General features: G+C 62.2%; 18 protein-coding genes. 15 read left to right on the top strand and 3 right to left on the bottom strand.

Features of this window, described 5'->3' with window-relative positions; genetic code table 11:
- Window positions 1-186 precede the first annotated feature (186 nt).
- Entirely contained in the window at window positions 187-1,926 is a 1,740-nt protein-coding gene (locus ABFY71_RS10165; RefSeq protein WP_347945869.1) for a hypothetical protein, read from the bottom strand.
- A gap of 222 nt (window positions 1,927-2,148) precedes the next feature.
- Between ABFY71_RS10165 and ABFY71_RS10160 the strand changes: the two genes are divergently transcribed.
- The 11 genes from ABFY71_RS10160 to ABFY71_RS10110 all read left to right on the top strand — a co-directional run bounded on the left by ABFY71_RS10160 (window position 2,149) and on the right by ABFY71_RS10110 (window position 11,691).
- Window positions 2,149-3,150 carry an ABC transporter ATP-binding protein gene (locus ABFY71_RS10160; protein ID WP_347945868.1) on the top strand — a complete coding sequence of 334 codons (1,002 nt, stop codon included), beginning with the start codon at window positions 2,149-2,151 and terminating at the stop codon, window positions 3,148-3,150.
- Window positions 3,147-3,950, top strand: a complete 804-nt coding sequence (locus tag ABFY71_RS10155; RefSeq protein ID WP_347945867.1) for an ABC transporter permease — start codon at window positions 3,147-3,149, stop codon at window positions 3,948-3,950. Before ABFY71_RS10160 ends, ABFY71_RS10155 begins: the two co-directional genes overlap by 4 nt.
- A gap of 4 nt (window positions 3,951-3,954) precedes the next feature.
- Window positions 3,955-4,755 (top strand): ABC transporter permease, encoded by an 801-nt coding sequence (locus ABFY71_RS10150; RefSeq protein WP_347945865.1) that lies wholly within the window; start codon window positions 3,955-3,957, stop codon window positions 4,753-4,755.
- A 223-nt stretch (window positions 4,756-4,978) separates the two neighbouring features.
- On the top strand, window positions 4,979-6,052 hold the full coding sequence (locus tag ABFY71_RS10145) for a 3-deoxy-7-phosphoheptulonate synthase (protein WP_347945863.1): 1,074 nt from the start codon (window positions 4,979-4,981) through the stop codon (window positions 6,050-6,052).
- Between the two features lie 177 nt (window positions 6,053-6,229).
- Complete coding sequence (gene pgsA, locus ABFY71_RS10140) at window positions 6,230-6,796, top strand: CDP-diacylglycerol--glycerol-3-phosphate 3-phosphatidyltransferase (RefSeq protein ID WP_347945861.1); 567 nt, start codon at window positions 6,230-6,232, stop codon at window positions 6,794-6,796.
- Window positions 6,793-7,044: a MoaD/ThiS family protein gene (locus ABFY71_RS10135; RefSeq protein WP_347945860.1), complete on the top strand. Its 252-nt coding sequence runs from the start codon at window positions 6,793-6,795 to the stop codon at window positions 7,042-7,044. Before pgsA ends, ABFY71_RS10135 begins: the two co-directional genes overlap by 4 nt.
- Window positions 7,045-7,047: 3 nt before the next feature.
- Window positions 7,048-7,494 carry a molybdenum cofactor biosynthesis protein MoaE gene (locus tag ABFY71_RS10130; RefSeq protein WP_347945859.1) on the top strand — a complete coding sequence of 149 codons (447 nt, stop codon included), beginning with the start codon at window positions 7,048-7,050 and terminating at the stop codon, window positions 7,492-7,494.
- A gap of 92 nt (window positions 7,495-7,586) precedes the next feature.
- Window positions 7,587-8,714 (top strand): MlaE family ABC transporter permease, encoded by a 1,128-nt coding sequence (locus ABFY71_RS10125; protein ID WP_347945858.1) that lies wholly within the window; start codon window positions 7,587-7,589, stop codon window positions 8,712-8,714.
- A 2-nt stretch (window positions 8,715-8,716) separates the two neighbouring features.
- Window positions 8,717-9,496, top strand: a complete 780-nt coding sequence (locus ABFY71_RS10120; RefSeq protein ID WP_305578888.1) for an ABC transporter ATP-binding protein — start codon at window positions 8,717-8,719, stop codon at window positions 9,494-9,496.
- Window positions 9,497-9,499: 3 nt separating this feature from the next.
- Window positions 9,500-11,095: an MlaD family protein gene (locus tag ABFY71_RS10115; RefSeq protein WP_347945857.1), complete on the top strand. Its 1,596-nt coding sequence runs from the start codon at window positions 9,500-9,502 to the stop codon at window positions 11,093-11,095.
- A 5-nt stretch (window positions 11,096-11,100) separates the two neighbouring features.
- Window positions 11,101-11,691, top strand: coding sequence for an ABC-type transport auxiliary lipoprotein family protein (locus tag ABFY71_RS10110; RefSeq protein WP_347945856.1), 591 nt, complete (start codon window positions 11,101-11,103; stop codon window positions 11,689-11,691).
- Window positions 11,692-11,855: 164 nt separating this feature from the next.
- On the opposite strand, the gene ABFY71_RS10105 is transcribed toward ABFY71_RS10110, so the two are convergent.
- The gene (locus tag ABFY71_RS10105; protein ID WP_347945882.1) at window positions 11,856-12,746 is read right to left on the bottom strand and encodes a branched-chain amino acid aminotransferase; all 891 of its coding nucleotides are present in this window, start codon (window positions 12,744-12,746) and stop codon (window positions 11,856-11,858) included.
- 134 nt (window positions 12,747-12,880) lie between these two features.
- On the opposite strand from ABFY71_RS10105, the gene ABFY71_RS10100 reads away from it, so the two are divergent.
- A complete protein-coding gene (locus ABFY71_RS10100; protein WP_347945855.1) occupies window positions 12,881-13,399 on the top strand; it encodes a MarR family winged helix-turn-helix transcriptional regulator in 519 nt (172 codons plus the stop codon).
- 324 nt (window positions 13,400-13,723) lie between these two features.
- Here the strand turns inward: ABFY71_RS10100 and ABFY71_RS10095 are convergent, their stop codons facing one another.
- Entirely contained in the window at window positions 13,724-14,068 is a 345-nt protein-coding gene (locus tag ABFY71_RS10095; RefSeq protein ID WP_347945854.1) for a hypothetical protein, read from the bottom strand.
- Between the two features lie 260 nt (window positions 14,069-14,328).
- On the opposite strand from ABFY71_RS10095, the gene ABFY71_RS10090 reads away from it, so the two are divergent.
- The 3 genes from ABFY71_RS10090 to ABFY71_RS10080 all read left to right on the top strand — a co-directional run bounded on the left by ABFY71_RS10090 (window position 14,329) and on the right by ABFY71_RS10080 (window position 15,779).
- Window positions 14,329-14,739 (top strand): hypothetical protein, encoded by a 411-nt coding sequence (locus ABFY71_RS10090; RefSeq protein ID WP_347945853.1) that lies wholly within the window; start codon window positions 14,329-14,331, stop codon window positions 14,737-14,739.
- A gap of 61 nt (window positions 14,740-14,800) precedes the next feature.
- Complete coding sequence (locus ABFY71_RS10085; protein WP_347945852.1) at window positions 14,801-15,187, top strand: MliC family protein; 387 nt, start codon at window positions 14,801-14,803, stop codon at window positions 15,185-15,187.
- A 4-nt stretch (window positions 15,188-15,191) separates the two neighbouring features.
- The gene (locus ABFY71_RS10080) at window positions 15,192-15,779 is read left to right on the top strand and encodes a hypothetical protein (protein ID WP_347945851.1); all 588 of its coding nucleotides are present in this window, start codon (window positions 15,192-15,194) and stop codon (window positions 15,777-15,779) included.
- The last annotated feature ends 74 nt before the right edge of the window (window positions 15,780-15,853 follow it).

Genomic DNA, 15,853 nt, shown 5'->3' with positions numbered 1-15,853 from the left:
GGGCGAGCGACCCCCGTGCCGCCGTACAGTTCCAAAAACCGGCGCCCCGAGGCGGTTCCGTCTCACTATTTTAACTTACCAGAGGCGAAAGCCGTCTCGGGGCCCGTCCGCTTTCATGAAACCCGCAGCCAGGCGGCGCTTCCGCGCGCCGGTCTGCGAGGCAAGCTGCTCGCCTGACCGGCGAGCCTATTCCTCCAGATCAATGGAATAGATCTGCAGCGCCGCCTCGGGCGGACTGATCCGGACGAGCCACGGCCAGGCCAGGCCAGGGAAGTCCGGGACGCCGGTCAAGGCAGAATTGGGCGGAAGGCCGCGGCAGAAGACCAGGTAATCCAGCCCCCTTTCGCTGGCCACAGCGCGCGCTTCTGCTTCGCCGCCGCCGTAAAAACGCACCATGTCGCGCAACCCGCCCTCATTGCGGTGATAGCCGGCAGAGACGATCGCGTGAGGGGTTTCCAGCAGCAATTGTGGTCCAATCAACAGGTAGGACATCATCCGGCCGGGTGGCAGGGCCGCGAGCGGCCCGTAGGCCGAGGGGTCGACACACGCCATCAAATCGGGCCCCTCTTTGGCGGCAGGCGCGGGCGCGAACGCCGCATAGGCATTGCTGATAAGGCTCCAATGCGCTGCGCCGCTGAAAGCCAGCACCGTGGCACTCACCAGGGCCGCCGAAGCCAGGTTCTGGCGCGCGCGGAACCACGCCCAGGCATGCGCAATCAACCAGGCCGGGCCCGGCAATACGGCAATGTTCAGCAACCGGAAACCGCGCACCTGGAGGCAGAAGACCACCAGCAAGGCCAGGCAGAAACCGGCCAGCACCATCCAGCGCCAGCGCCGGTGGGCCGGCACCATTGCCGTCACCAGCAACACGCTGGCCATGCCGATCACCGGCACGATGATCAGGGCAACCGATGGCCGCGCTTGTGCGGCCCAGATCCAGACGGGTTGGGCCTCGCCGATTGCCGGCATCAGGATATTGGCCAGATCGGGATCGAGATTGCCATATGGACCGTTGCGGCATTCAGGAAACAGCCAGATCACGATGGCAAGCGACAGCGTGCCCAGCACCGTCAGCGCGGCCAGCCTTGTCACCGGCTGCCGCAGGATTGGGCTCGCCACGACCACCACCAGCATCGACAGACCATAGCACACGCCGGCAACCACATAGGTGGCCGAGAGCGCGTCGCATGACGGCGTCAGCCAGGTCTGGACCGGGCTGGCCACCAGCAGGTGCAACAGCAGGGCCAAAGCAAAGCTCGCGGCAAAACCAAGCAATTGCGGTTGGCTGCGGCGCGGCTCGACAATCCAGTAGACCGTAAAGCAGGCCATCGTTGCGATCACCGACGGCAACACTTCTATGCCGATGGCAAGGCCTGTTGCCGCGAGAACTCCGGCGGCCACCGCCCAGCCCGTCCTGTAGCGGCCCTGCAGGCTGGCCAGGATCATCGCCAGGGTCAGCGCGATCTGCACATTGTGATGGTCGACCCGGCCGGGACTGAACTCGGTATAGATGGCGATTGCCATTGCCAGCAGGGCGAGGGCCGGAAGCCGGGCCGCGGCGCCGGCCACGCGCTCAGTCAGCTCGGCCAGAAGCGCCACGACGGCCAGCAGCACCAGTAGCGGCCAGACGAAAGCCGCCCAATAGGGTGCTGCCTGATGCACAAAGGGCGTAAACACGGCAATCAGCAGCGCCAGTGGCGCATCCACGAGACGGGACCAATGCATAGGCCCACCGAAAGGCGCATTGTCCCGGTACTGCGTGGTATCAAACCAGGATTGTCCATTGAACAGATCAACGGCTTCGACCAGCCGCATGGCATCGTCGCCGGTAATGCTGCGAGCGCTGCCCGAAATCAGCGCCGTGAAGGCAAGTGCAAAGGCAATCACCGCCCAGACCAGGAAAACCTGGACCCATTTGCGTTCCACCCAGCCCATCCTCATCCCCGTTTTGGCGAGAGCAGAATTACGCTGGACGCGTTAAATACCTTTGAACAGACAAAAGCGTCTTGAGCTATTGCCGGTTGCGGGGCGTCGGGGCCCCGTCCGCTTTCGTGAAACCCGCAGTCAGGCGGCGCTTCCGCGCGCCCCACATAACGCGTTCTCAGCCATCAAGAATCGGCTAGCCTGATCCTTGCTTGAGGGTCAGCCATGTCCGCCATCATTTCCGCCAGCAACGTCACCAAGACGTTCCGCCAGACCAAACGCCTGCCCGGCCTGGGCGGCGCCATGGCCAGCCTGTTCTCCCGCCAGTTCACCGAGGTCAAGGCCGTGGCCGATATCTCCTTTGCCATCGCGGCTGGCGAAGCGGTCGGCTATCTGGGCCCCAATGGCGCCGGCAAATCGACCATGATCAAGATGATGACCGGCATTCTGGTGCCCAGCGGCGGGAGCCTGAGCGTCCTCGGGTGTGAGCCACACAGCCACCGCATGACCAACGCCGCCGAGATCGGCGTCGTCTTCGGCCAGCGCAGCCAGCTCTGGTGGGATCTGCCGGTGCGCGACAGTTTTGCGCTGCACCGCCACATCTACGACATCCCCCAGGCCCGTTTCACCGATAATCTCGCCTTCCTCGCCACCATGCTGGCCATGACCGATTATCTCGATCGCCCCGTCCGTCAGCTCAGCCTGGGCCAGCGCATGCGTGCCGAAATCGCCATGGCGCTGCTGCACGATCCAAAGATCCTGTTTCTCGACGAGCCCACCATCGGGCTCGATGTCGTCGCCAAGGACGCGGTGCGCAAATTCCTCGCCCAGATCAACCGCGAGCGCGGCACCACCATCATCCTGACCACCCATGATCTGCAGGACATCGAGGAGATCTGCCCGCGCCTGATCATGGTCGATGACGGCAGGCTGCTATTCGATGGCGAACTGCCCCGCCTGCGCGCCGCCCTCGGCTCCCGCCGCCGCCTGCGCCTTGAATTCGGCAGCGACCCCGGCCTCATCTCCCTGACCACGGCCCGTCTGGTCACCGATGGGGGCCTGGCCAAGCACTTCCTGCTCGATTCCGAAACGACCTCGATTCTGGACGTCCTGACCGAACTGGGCAGCGGTTACGATCTCAAGGATGTCGCCCTGGAAGAACCCGCCATCGAAGAGGTGATCCGCACCTTCTACCAGCAAAAACCCAATCTGGTGACCGCACCATGAGAGCGGCGGCCTATGCCAATTTCACCGTCAACGCCTTCCAGACCCGGCTGGCCTATCGCAACGCCGTCTGGGCCGGTGCCTTTGGCGATCTGGTGTTCATGTTCGCCCGCATCGCCATCTGGGTCTCGGTCTATGGCGCGGCCTCTGGCGCCACTGTCGAAGGCTTCAGCCTGCCCGACATGATCACCTATGCCCTGCTCGCCGGACCGGTGCTGTATTGGGATTTCTCCCGCCTGGTCAATGAGGTGGGCAATGCCGTCCAGACCGGCGATGTTGCCGTTTATCTGCTCAAGCCCCTGCACTATCCCGCCTATCTGCTGGCCAGCCATATCGGCCATTTCCTGTTTGAATTGCTGCTCATCGTGCTCCCCATCGCCGTGATTGTCTGGCTGACCTACGGGCTCGTGCCACCCGTCAGCCCGTTCCACGGCCTGGCCTTCCTGGCCTTCTGGCTCCTGTCCTTTGCCATGCTGTTCACCCTGGCAACGCTGGCGGGGCTGCTGGCCTTCTGGCTGATGACGGTCTTCGCGCTGGAATGGTTCCTGATGAGCATCATGACCCTGCTCTCGGGTGGTCTGGTGCCGCTATGGTTGTTCCCTGACTGGCTCGCCGCTATTGCCGGGCACCTGCCTTTCGCCTGGGTCTCCTATTACCCGGCCGCCGTCTATCTCGGCAAACTCGACCCCGGCCAGACCCTGCTTTACTTCGCCATTGGCTGCGTCTGGCTGCTGGCCCTGCTGACCGCTCTGGGCTGGCTCTGGGCCCAGGCGCGCCATCGCCTGATCGTGCAGGGAGGCTAGACCGATGAATCGCACCCTGCGCCTGATCCCCCACCTGATCGCCATCTTCGTGCGCACCAAATTCGAATATCCCGGCGCCATGCTGCTGGCCTGGTTCTCCCAGGCGACATCCTACGGCGCCATGTACACCGCCATCGCCCTTATCGTGACGCGCTTTGGCATGCTGGGCGGCTGGACCTGGTCGGAGATGGCCTTGTTGCTCAGCTTCCACCTGCTGGCCTATTCCACCGGCGCCTCATTCAGTTTCACGCAGTTTCGCGTCATGGAGGACATGGTTCGGCTGGGCACGATGGATGCCGTCCTGGTCAAGCCGATCAGCCCCTGGACCTATCTGGTCTTTTCCGGACTCAATATCGGCTATACCGGCCACATCATCCTGGCCGTCGGACTGATGGCCTGGTCCGTCACCCAGATTGACCTGGCCTGGTCCCTGCCGGTCGCCCTGTTCTTCCTGGCCTCCCTGGTCAGCGGCGCCCTGGTGGTCTGCGCTTTGATGACCATGATCGGCGCCACCGCGCTGGTCTGGGTGCGTTCCCGCCATCTCTATTCGATCTTCTTCGGCTTCTGGGAACTGGCGCGCTATCCGATCACCATCTTCCCGGTCCCCATCCAGCTCATGCTGATCACCATCGTGCCGCTGGGCTTCATCAGCACGGTGCCGGTCGCCGTCCTGCTCGGCAAACCCGTCCCCCTGCTGGGCGATTGGGCTGGCCTGGCCTGCCTGCTGGCCGGACCGATCATGGTGCTGATTGCCATGCTTCACTGGCGCTGGTGCCTGCGCAATTACCAAGGTGCGGGGGGCTAAACTTGGAGTCGACAACCGGCAAAAGGCGCGCTACACATCACCCCATGATCCGCACCGCAGCCACTGTTTCGTTTTGGTTTAGCTATCCGCTCTCGGCGGAGGCTACCGTGCGCTTGCTCTGATCTTTCCCAAGGATACGACCAAACCCGAAGCCAGCCGCCCCCCTACGAGGCGGCTTTTTTGTTGGCCGCCTCACCCCCCAAAACCCCCGAGGAGACCACCAATGCTGAAATCCACCGATGATCTGCGCATCGGCGCTATCAAGGAACTCACCACCCCCATCGAGGTCATGCGCCAGCATCCGCGCACCGACGCCGCCACCCGCACCGTGCTCAGTGCCCGCCACGCCTTCCACAATATCCTGACCGGCGCCGATGACCGCCTTGCCGTTGTCGTCGGCCCCTGCTCCATTCACGATCCCGCCGCGGCGCTGGACTACGCCAGGCGCCTCAGCGCGCTGCGCGACACCCTGGGCGACCGGCTTGAGATCATCATGCGCGTCTACTTCGAAAAGCCCCGCACCACCGTCGGCTGGAAGGGTCTGATCAACGATCCCAACCTCGATGGCAGCTTCGACATCGACACCGGCCTGCACACGGCCCGCGCCCTGTTGCTCGACATCGCCAATCTGGGCCTGCCCGCCGCCTGCGAATTCCTCGACATGACCACCCCGCAATACATTGCCGATCTGGTCAGCTGGGCCGCCATCGGCGCCCGCACCACCGAAAGCCAGATCCATCGCGAACTGGCCTCGGGCCTCTCCTGCCCGGTCGGCTTCAAGAACGGCACCGATGGCAATGTCCGCATCGCGCTCGACGCCGTCGCCTCCGCCGGCCAGCCGCACCATTTCCTCGCCGTCACCAAGAGCGGTCGTTCGGCCATCGCCCAGACCACCGGCAATCGGGACTGCCACATCATCCTGCGTGGCGGCAAAGCCACCAATTACGACGCCGCCAGCGTCGATGCCGCCGCCAGTGCGGCCGAAACCGCCGGGCTGCCCGCTGCCATCATGATCGACGCCAGCCACGCCAATTCGTCCAAGAAGCCGGAGAACCAGCCGGCAGTGCTGGCCGATATCGGCACGCAACTGGCCGCTGGTGATCGCCGCATCATCGGCGTCATGGTCGAATCCAATCTGGTGGCCGGTCGCCAGGATCTCGTTGCCGGTCGCGAACTGGTTTACGGCCAGTCCATCACCGATGGCTGCATCGATTGGGACACCACCGTCACCGCACTGAACGCTCTGGCTGACGCCGTGACCGCCCGCCGTGCCGCCACCAAGCAGCACGTCGCCTAGCGCGTTCTCAGCAGAAGTGGCGCCACTTTCTCGGTTCGAAACCGCGACCAAGCAAAGGCCTGGAGCATTTGACTGGCAGGAACTTGCCCTCCCCCTTCGGGGCGGAGGGCAAGATCGCCATGCACTGACCACACGCTGACCCTTGACCCCCAAGCTGCAATTCTGTTCTGTCCCTTTATGGCCAACAACCCGCTGCTGCTCGTCCCCAACTTGATCACCATCGCGCGAATCCTCGCGATCATCCCGATTGCCGTGCTGGTGATGGACGGTGATCTGATCCTGCGCCTGATCGCGCTGATCCTCTACGTGCTGGCGGCGGCCAGTGACTGGCTCGACGGCTATCTCGCCCGCGCTTGGGACCAGTATTCCCCGCTCGGCCGCATGCTCGACCCCATTGCCGACAAGCTCCTGGTCGGCAATCTGATCGCCGTGCTGGCCTGGGATGGCAGTTTTTCGGGCTGGGACATGATCCCGGCCTGCGCCATCCTGTTCCGCGAATTCTTCATTCCGGGCCTGCGCGAATTTCTCGGCAATACCCAGATCGTGCTGCCGGTCAGCAAGCTGGCCAAGTGGAAGACCACCATCCAGTTGGTGGCGCTGGCCGTGGTGCTGTTTGAACGCATCGTGCCCGGCTTCGGCCTGCTCAGCGATGTCCTGCTCTGGCTGGCGGGCGCCCTGACGATCTGGACCGGCTGGGACTATCTGCGCGCCAGCTGGCCGCATCTATCGGGGCCGGCGAAATGAAGATCCTCTATTTCGCCTGGCTGCGCGAACGCCTCAATCGCGGCGAGGAGGAGGTCTCCCCGCCCGACGGCGTCGTCACCATTGCCGACCTCATCGACTGGCTGGCCCAGCGCGACGAGGCCTTTGCCCATGCCGTCGAGAAGCGCAGCCTGATCAAATCGGCGCTCGACGCCAGGCTGGTGCCCCATACCACCCCGATTGCCGGCGCCAGCGTCGTCGCCCTGTTCCCGCCCATGACCGGAGGGTGACCGATGAGCGTGCGCGTCACTACCGACGCTTTTGACCCCGGCGCCGAAACCAATGCCTTTCTCGCCGCTGGCAAGGGCGCCGGCGCTGCGGTGACCTTTACCGGCATGGTCCGCTCCAGCCCCGACGCGCCGATCACCACCCTGTCGCTCGAATGCTACCCGGAACTGGCCATCAATCAGCTCTCGGCCATGCTGGCCACTGCCACAACCCGCTTTGACCTGCTCGCCGCCACCATCATCCACCGCTATGGCGTGCTGCGCGCCGGCGAGCCCATCGTCCAGGTCATGACCCTGTCGGCGCACCGCCGTGCGGCGTTCCAGGGCGCAGAATTCCTGATGGACTACCTCAAGACCGATGCCCCGTTCTGGAAGCAGGAGAGCGGTCCCGACGGCACCCGCTGGGTCGCCGCCAAGGGCGACGACGATGCCGCCAAAGCGCGCTGGGACTAAGGTTTGCTGCATTATTTTGGCCGCGAACCAACCTGCCAATTGTGGCCAGAACGTGCTAATGAAGCGACTGCATTTGTGGCATTGAAGGTCTCATGGGTCGCTATATCGAGTTATCCACGACGCAGGACACGAACCTGGTGGTCCGCTGTTCGGGAGATTGGACCTCAGCCAATGCGCGCGCGCTTGAGCTCGATGTCGTCGCCACAGAGCCTTCACTCGCCAAAAGTACCAACACTGTCATAGACATAGCAGCCGTAGATGCACTCGACACCATCGGTGCCTGGCTGCTCACCCGCCTGCGCCGCCAGGGTGCAGGCCCCTCCGGCGGTTTTACTGGCGCCTCGGGCAAACACCAGAGCCTGCTCGAGCGAATCGACAATTATGACCCCGAAGAGGCGCCCGCCCCGCCGCGCGAAAACTGGTTTACCGCCCCCTTCGACACGCTCGGGCGCACCATTATGGGTGGCAGTGGCGATATTTACGCCATCAACACCACGCTGGGCCATCTGCTGTCGGCATTCGGGCAAACCATGATCGGGCGGGCGCCGCTGCGCCTGGCCAGCTTCGTGCAGCAGTTTGAACAGATCATCCTGCGCGCCATTCCCATTGTGGCGCTGATCTCGCTCGTCGTCGGCGCCATCATCACCCAGCAGACCATTCTGCAATTGCGCAATTTTGGCGCTTCCATCCTGGTTGTCGATCTGGCGGCCATCCTGATGTTCCGCGAGATCGGCGTGCTGCTGGCGGCCATCATGGTTGCCGGCCGATCCGGCTCGGCCATCACCGCCGAAATCGGCTCGATGCGGATCCGTGAGGAATTTGACGCCCTGCGGGTCATGGGGGTTGATCCCTATCAGGCCCTCATGCTGCCGCGCACCCTGGCGCTGATTGTCGGCCTGCCGCTGCTAGCCTTCGTCGGCTCGATGGCCGGCATGGCCGGGGCGATCCTGGTCGCCAGGGTCTATGGCGATATCCCGGTGGACGTGTTCATCATCCGCCTGCGGGATGCCATGACCATGACCAGCATCATGGCCGGCCTGATCAAGGCGCCCTTCATGGGCTTGCTGATCGGGCTGCTCGCTTCGCTCGAAGGCATGAAGGTGCAGGGCTCCTCCGAATCGCTGGGCCGCCGCACCACCTCCTCGGTCGTCAAAGCCATCTTCGTCGTCATCGTGGCCGATGGCCTGTTTGCCGTCTTCTACGCGGCGATCGGATTTTAGCCATGGACACCGCCCCCACCCCGGCAGCCCCTGCCGCCATGACCGTGCATGATCTGAACGTCGGCTTTGGCAATGTCACCGTGATTGACGGGTTGAGCTTTGAACTGCGCACCGGCGAAATTCTTGGCCTGATTGGTCCCTCCGGCTCCGGCAAGACGGTCACCATGCGCGCCATGGCGGGTCTGGTGCCGCATCGCCGCGGCGAAATCACCATTTTTGGTCGCCCCTTCTCCGAGCTGACAATACGCGAACGTGAACTGCTCCGCCGCGACTGGGGTGTATTGTTTCAGCAGGGCGCCCTGTTCTCCTCGCTCAGCGTGCTGGAAAATATCGAGTTCCCCATGCGCGAGCACCTCGACCTGTCGCCAAAACTGCGCCGCGAAATCGCCCATGTGAAGCTCGACCTGGTCGGCCTGCCGCCCAGTGCGGCGCAAACCTTTCCGGCCCAGCTTTCTGGTGGCATGATCAAGCGGGCGGCACTCGCCCGCGCACTGGCACTGGACCCCAAAATTCTGTTTCTCGACGAACCCACCGCTGGCCTCGACCCGATTGGCGCGGGCAAGTTCGACGAGTTGATCGTCACCTTGAGCAAGACCCTGGGATTGACGGTGCTCATGGTCACCCATGATCTGGACAGTCTTGAGGCGGCCTGCGACCGGATTGTGGCCCTGGCCGATGGCAAGCTGCTCAAGGCTGGGACCTTGACGCAGATGCGTGCCGCCACCGAGCCCTGGCTCAGAGATTATTTCCACGGCCCCCGCGCCCACAACCTCGAAGGCTAGACCATGGAAAACAAAGCAAATTATACCATCGTTGGGGCCATCGCCACCGCCGTTCTGGTTGCCTTTGTCGGCTTTGTCTTCTGGTTTGCCGGACCCTCGAGCAACACCGCGACCGCCAGCTACGAGGTGATTTTCACCGGCACTGTTTCCGGTCTCAGCGCCGGCACCGAAGTGCAGTTCAACGGCATCAAGATCGGCCAGGTCAAAGCCGTCGCGCTCGATCCAGCCGATATCAACCGCGTCATTGCGGGCATCGAAATCGACGCCTCGATCCCCATAAAGGCCGATACCAAGGCGCTGATGGGCTTTCAGGGTCTGACTGGCGTTGGCTCGCTGCAATTGTCCGGTGGCACCGAGCAGGCCGGACCACCACCGATCGAACCGGGCCGCAGCGTGCCCACGCTCTATGCCAAGGTCTCCGATTTCCAGTCGATCCTGGATGGCCTGTCGACCACCATCAATGGCACGGCCACCGCGGTTGATCGTCTCAATGGCTTTCTTGACGCCAATGATGCCAAGCTCAACGAGACCATCAGCAATGTTGCCGCGTTCAGTGATGCGCTGGCCGCCAATGCCGATGGGGTCAAGGATGCACTGGCCAGCATTGCCGATGCCGGCAAGCAGGTTGGCCCGATGGCCGAGCAGATCGGCGACCTGTCCACCAAATTGGGTGAACTGGCCGAGGCCATTCCCCCGGAAAAAGTCACCGAGGTCGTCAACAACATCGCCGATTTCAGCGACACGCTGTCCCGCAATTCCGGCAAGGTGGACGAGTTCTTCACCGCAGCATCCACCCTGGCTGACGACGTCACCAAAATGAGCGCAACCTTGTCGCAAAGCGTCGACCGCATCGACGCAGTGACTGCAGCCGTGGATCCGGAGGCAGTCAGCCGCATCGTCGCCAATGCCGACACCTTCTCGGGTGAAATCACCACAGTAACCGCCGACCTCAAGGACATCCTGGCCGCCCTGCCGCCGGAAAAAATCACTACTGTCGTCGACGACATTGCCACCTTCACGGACAGCCTGGCGCGCAACTCTGATCAAATTGACAGCCTGTTTGCGGCCACTGAGACCTTGGCCGAGGGCCTCACTGTCATGGTGGCCGATCTCGACCCGGTCGTTGCCAAGATCAATCAGGTCGCTGCTGGTATCGACCCGGACCTGGTCAGCCGCGTCCTGGACAATATCGATGAATTCGCCACCAAGCTCGGCGACAATTCGACCAATGTCGATACCATTGTGGCCAATGCGACTGAAATCTCCCAGTCGCTGACCGGCTCGGCCACCAAGGTCGACGAAATCCTGGCCAAACTCGACGCTTCAGTCAGCAATGCGGAAGGCGAAGGGCTATTTGCCCAGATCGGCGATGCTGCCGTTTCGATCCAGCAATTGGCCGACCAGCTCAATACCAGCACGGCCAGCATTGCTGTCGGATTGAACAATTTCACTTCCAGCGGATTACCTGGTTATGCTGCCCTGGCGTCAGAAGCGCGGGCGACACTGGCGCGGTTTGACCGCGTGGTCCGCAATCTGGAAAGCAATCCGCAGGGCCTGATTTTTGGCGGCGAAACCGTTCGCGAATACAACAAGAGGTAGGCTCGATGTCCACCACACGACGCGCATTCATGGTTATTGGGGCATCCGCGCTGACCCTTGGTCTGGCCGGCTGCTTCACCACCACGCCGCCCATAACCTATGACCTCACCAGCGCCAGCCAGATACCGATGCGCCGGCGCTCGTCGCGGGTGGTGGTGATCACCCTGCCCGTCGCTGTGCAGACCTACGACAGTCAGCGGGTCGTCGTCCGGGACGTCGGCAATATGCTCAGCTATCTGCCGGAAGCTCAGCTGTCGGACACCCTGCCGCGTCTGCTGCAGACCCGTCTGCTGCAGACCTTTCAGGCCTCCAACTTCCCCAATATCGGTCGCCCGGACGATCAGCTCAGCGTCGACATCACCCTGGCCACCGAGATACAGGCTTTCGAGATCGACGTCAGCAAGGGCAATCTGGCCACCGTCACCATCAACGCCAAGCTGGTCGACGAACGACGCGGCATGATCTTCGCGAGCAAGACGTTCTCGTCGTCTCAGCCCTCCACCACCGAGCCGGCCGCCGCCGCCATCGGGGGTCTGGACATCGCCTTGCGGCAGGTCATGTCCGAAATTCTGCAATGGACCGCGCAAACCGCCTGACCGGCCCTGGGCGGTCTATGCAGAAGCGGCGCCACTTCTGCTGAAAACGCGACCAGTCAAGAACTTGAAGCGATTTGCCCGTTTCAGCGAAACGGTGACCTGCGCCGGGCTCAACGAAAAGCCGGGCCCTTCGGCCCGGCTTCGTCATTGCAGCAATGCCGAAATTACTCGGCTGCAGCGCGCTTGGGCTGAACCTCTGCCGAATAGGCATCGATCAGCGTGCGGCAACCCACGCTCGGGGTGAATTTGTACTCCCCGATCTCGCTGACAGGCGTCACCTCGGCGGCCGTACCGGTCAGGAAGCACTCATCGAACTGGCTCAGCTCTTCGGGCATGATGTGACGCTCGGTAACCGTAAAGCCATTGCGCTTGGCCAGCTCGATCAGCGTCTGGCGTGTAATGCCGTTGAGGAAGCAATCGGGGGTTGGTGTGGTGATCTCTTTGCCCTTGATGAAGAACACATTGGCGCCGGTCGCTTCAGCCACATAGCCGCGATAGTCCAGCATCAGCGCATCGGCATAGCCATTGGCCATCGCCGCGTCCTTGCTCAGCGTGCAGATCATGTAGAGGCCGGCCGCCTTGGCCGAAGAAGGGATCGTCTCGGGCGACGGACGCTTCCACTTGCTCCACTCCAGGCGAATGCCCTTGAGCTTTTCCTCAACGGAAAAATAGCTCGGCCACACCCAGGCGGCGATCGCCAGATGCACGGTGTTGTTGCGCGCCGGCACACTCAGCTCTTCCGAACCGCGCCAGGCGACGGGACGCACATAGGCATCGACCAGATTGTTCTTTTCCAGAACTGCGCGCTTGGCCTCTTCGATCTGCTCGACCGACCAGGGCATTGGCATGTCCAGCGTGGCCGCCGAGCGGATCAACCGCTCCGTATGCTCGCGCGATTTGAAGATCTGTCCGCCATAGGCGCGCTCGCCTTCAAACACCGAACTGGCATAGTGCAGCCCATGCGTCAGCACGTGAATTTTTGCGTCTTTCCAAGGTTTGAATTCGCCATCAAACCAGATCCAGCCTTCACGCTGGTCCATCGGCACGCCGGCCATGGTAGTCTCCTGAAAATGCCTGCGGGCGCCACGCGGGCTGCCCATTTTGGCGCCGATCATGCCCCAGCTCCCAGCCCTTGGCAAACGACAAAGGCTGAGGGATAAGTCATCAACGACGTCCTGATGGGAAAACAATGGCAGCGTACGAAAACAATGTCAACAAGGCTGACATAAATTACGCTGGTCCCGACGGCGAAACCCTCCCCCTCGATATTATGGGCCTGTTTTTCTTCGCCTATCGCGACTTCACCGGCGATGCCGACGCCATGCTGGGGCACCAGGGTTTTGGCCGGGCCCATCACCGCGTGCTGTATTTTGTCTGTCTGCGCCCCGGCATGCCGGTGGCCGATTTGCTCGACATTCTCAAGATCACCAAGCAGAGCCTGGCGCGCGTCCTGCGCCAATTGATCGACAATGGCTATATCGAACAGAAGACGGGCCGGTCAGACCGGCGCCAGCGCCTGTTGTTTGCTACCGACAAGGGGCGGGATTTCTTCGGAACGCTGTCGACGACCCAGGCCAGCCGGATCAATGATGCCCTTGCGGGCCTGCCCCCAGAATCCCGCAAGACCATTCTCCATTTCCTGGTGGGCATGGTGGACCCTGCCGACCGCGCCACCCTTGAGCGGTTGAACCTGATGATCGGCCTCTGACGCGCCTTCAATGCGCGCCAACAAAAAAAGGACGCGAAACCGAAGTTTCGCGTCCCACGGGGCCACCACAAAGGAGCGTCAACCTCTGCGGCAACCGCCGACCGTTTGGCAGCTCAAACAATCAGAGCGCCAAAACTCTTGCCCCTGGCCTTGATGATGCCGTGGGGGTTGCTCGAACAACGGCGCGCCGCCATGAGGGTTCCAGCGCAAGCAAACTGTGATCGAGTAGTTTGTCCTGAACGGCACCAGGCGGCTCCCCGCCTTCGCTCATTTGCGAAAAAAACGCCCGGCCGAAGCCGGGCGTCTCAGAAAGAGGCCGTCGAATTAGTTGGCAGCAGGAACGTCGGTGTCCTCGGGCAACAGACCGGCATCCACACAATCCTGCGCGGTGATATCGTCAATGGTCTTGCTCTCGGAACTGTTCGTGTCCGTTGCAGTCGAATCTTCTGGGGTCGCGTTTTCCGGGGTCGAATCATCCTGATCCGACTCCTGATCCGCATCAACGGCCGGTGTAGGAGCTTCTGCCAGCTGCATGCAGAGTTCTTGAACCTTTGGCAGATCAACATCAGTAACATTGATGCCGCCAACAAGTGTATCAGCAGATGCCGAACCAGAAAAACCAATTGCAGCAGCAAAGGCAGCGGAGGCGATAATATTGGTGAAACGCATTTTTCTATACCCTTGTGGTTACAGTGCTAGAGCGTTTGCTCACGAGGGAAATGGCCAGAAAGAAGAATGGTTGCGCGAAAATCTACATGACTTGATCACGTTTTTACCCGAAACGCCGCGTCGCAAGCATCGCGGTTCCTTCGCCGCAGGATGACACCCCCCGTCAGCCATCCCCAGCAAATCATCGGAATCTGGACTAACCCTGTGCGGCGGTCGAAATTGTCCATAAAAGAACGCGCACACCCGCAATGGAGCCCACCATGACCACCCAGGCCGAAACCACGCTGCTCGCCGAACTCACCGCCATTGTCTCTGATCTGCATTCGAGCGGCATGGAGGATGGCGAGGCGATGTTCATGCTGGGCGCCGGCGCTGATCGGCTGTGCACCATGCGCAAGAGCCAGAACTGGGCCGGTTTCAAGGCCTCGCTGGGCGCGCCTGACATCATCGCTCTGCTCCAGCAGATTGACGCCGAGGGCAATGCTTCGGTCCAGGCCGAGCAGGGCAGCCAGGCCTATGCGCTGCGGGCCCTGGCCCTGTCGCTGGCCACCATCAACGCCCGGCAGGACGTCACCAAGGCCGGGGCGGCGCTCCTCGACACCGTGATCGAGGCTGCACTGGACAATTATCGCACCAAGGCCAAACCCGCCCAGGGGACCGTCCCAAACTGAGCAACGTTGCCGTACGCTGCCGATGCTGTCATCGTCCTGCTGTCACAATGGAGCCCTCATCATGCCAACCAGACTGATTGCCGCCCCCCTCATCCTGGCCACGATGCTGTCCGCGCCCGCCCTGGCCACCGAAACGGCCCTGCAACTGACCATCACCACGCAGTCGGGCGACTTTGATCAGCGGGTCATGCGCTACGATTGCGCGACCGAGGCGCCTGTGCAGGTTACCTATATCAATGCCGCGCCCAACTTCCTGGCTGTCGTGCCGATCGCTGACGAGCCCGCGCCATTGATCCTGGCTGCGGTCATGTCCGGGTCCGGCGTCCGCTATGCCGCCGGCAAATGGGTCTGGTGGACTAAGGGGGCTGACGCCAGCCTGTATGACGCCACGCTCGGCGAGGATGCCGAACCTGTGCTCACCTGCTCTGAAATCAACAACATCCCCTGAGCCCATGCAAACCCAGTTGGCGCCCGAAATCTTCCCCCATATCCGCATCGTCATGGGCATGGTGATCGGTCTTGGCATAACCCGCCTGCTGACCGGCGTGGCCGGTCTGGTGCAACACCCCAAGCGCGCCAGCCTCTCGAGCATCCATCTGCTCTGGGTAACCTCGATGCTGCTCGAATTGATCCACTTCTGGTGGTGGCAATTCGCCCTGTTCCATCTCAATGACTGGACCTTTGGCGTCTTCTTCTTCCTTATTGCCTACACCACCGTGCTGTTCCTGCTCGCGGCCCTGCTGTTCCCCGACAACATCTCCGAATATGCCGGTTATGAGGACTTCTTCCTTCAGCGCCGCCAATGGTTTTTCGGCCTGTTTGCCGCCAGTTTCGTGCTGGATCTCATCGACACCCTGATCAAGGGCCAGGCCAATTGGGACCGGTACGGCATCGAGTATTATTTTCAGACGCCCATTGGCATTGCCGTATGCGTGCTGGCCATGTGGACGGCAAATCGCAAGGTGCACCTGGTTCTGGTCTGCGCGCATCTTGTCTATCAACTGTCGTGGATATTCCGGCTTTTCAACACGGTAACATGACCGCTTGAGATAGGGTCGCGCGTCCAAGCGGCGCCACGGCTCTGATCCATGCCGCTCTCAACCGACAACAGGAT

Source organism: Devosia alba (assembly GCF_039938915.1).
Lineage (GTDB): Bacteria > Pseudomonadota > Alphaproteobacteria > Rhizobiales > Devosiaceae > Devosia > Devosia alba.
The sequence above is the reverse complement of the archived record's forward strand: the minus strand, read 5'-3'. Positions and strand labels throughout refer to the sequence as shown.

Excerpts from the sequence above, each read along its gene's own strand:
- ABFY71_RS10120 (WP_305578888.1), top strand. The coding sequence starts at position 8,717 with ATGGACACCGCCCCCACCCCGGCAGCCCCTGCCGCCATGACCGTGCAT.
- ABFY71_RS10100 (WP_347945855.1), top strand. The coding sequence starts at position 12,881 with ATGGCAGCGTACGAAAACAATGTCAACAAGGCTGACATAAATTACGCT.
- ABFY71_RS10090 (WP_347945853.1), top strand. The coding sequence starts at position 14,329 with ATGACCACCCAGGCCGAAACCACGCTGCTCGCCGAACTCACCGCCATT.
- ABFY71_RS10130 (WP_347945859.1), top strand. The coding sequence starts at position 7,048 with ATGAGCGTGCGCGTCACTACCGACGCTTTTGACCCCGGCGCCGAAACC.
- ABFY71_RS10160 (WP_347945868.1), top strand. The coding sequence starts at position 2,149 with ATGTCCGCCATCATTTCCGCCAGCAACGTCACCAAGACGTTCCGCCAG.
- ABFY71_RS10085 (WP_347945852.1), top strand. The coding sequence starts at position 14,801 with ATGCCAACCAGACTGATTGCCGCCCCCCTCATCCTGGCCACGATGCTG.
- ABFY71_RS10080 (WP_347945851.1), top strand. The coding sequence starts at position 15,192 with ATGCAAACCCAGTTGGCGCCCGAAATCTTCCCCCATATCCGCATCGTC.
- ABFY71_RS10150 (WP_347945865.1), top strand. The coding sequence starts at position 3,955 with ATGAATCGCACCCTGCGCCTGATCCCCCACCTGATCGCCATCTTCGTG.
- ABFY71_RS10135 (WP_347945860.1), top strand. The coding sequence starts at position 6,793 with ATGAAGATCCTCTATTTCGCCTGGCTGCGCGAACGCCTCAATCGCGGC.
- ABFY71_RS10155 (WP_347945867.1), top strand. The coding sequence starts at position 3,147 with ATGAGAGCGGCGGCCTATGCCAATTTCACCGTCAACGCCTTCCAGACC.
- pgsA (WP_347945861.1), top strand. The coding sequence starts at position 6,230 with ATGGCCAACAACCCGCTGCTGCTCGTCCCCAACTTGATCACCATCGCG.
- ABFY71_RS10115 (WP_347945857.1), top strand. The coding sequence starts at position 9,500 with ATGGAAAACAAAGCAAATTATACCATCGTTGGGGCCATCGCCACCGCC.
- ABFY71_RS10110 (WP_347945856.1), top strand. The coding sequence starts at position 11,101 with ATGTCCACCACACGACGCGCATTCATGGTTATTGGGGCATCCGCGCTG.
- ABFY71_RS10125 (WP_347945858.1), top strand. The coding sequence starts at position 7,587 with ATGGGTCGCTATATCGAGTTATCCACGACGCAGGACACGAACCTGGTG.
- ABFY71_RS10095 (WP_347945854.1), bottom strand. The coding sequence starts at position 14,068 with ATGCGTTTCACCAATATTATCGCCTCCGCTGCCTTTGCTGCTGCAATT.
- ABFY71_RS10105 (WP_347945882.1), bottom strand. The coding sequence starts at position 12,746 with ATGGCCGGCGTGCCGATGGACCAGCGTGAAGGCTGGATCTGGTTTGAT.
- ABFY71_RS10145 (WP_347945863.1), top strand. The coding sequence starts at position 4,979 with ATGCTGAAATCCACCGATGATCTGCGCATCGGCGCTATCAAGGAACTC.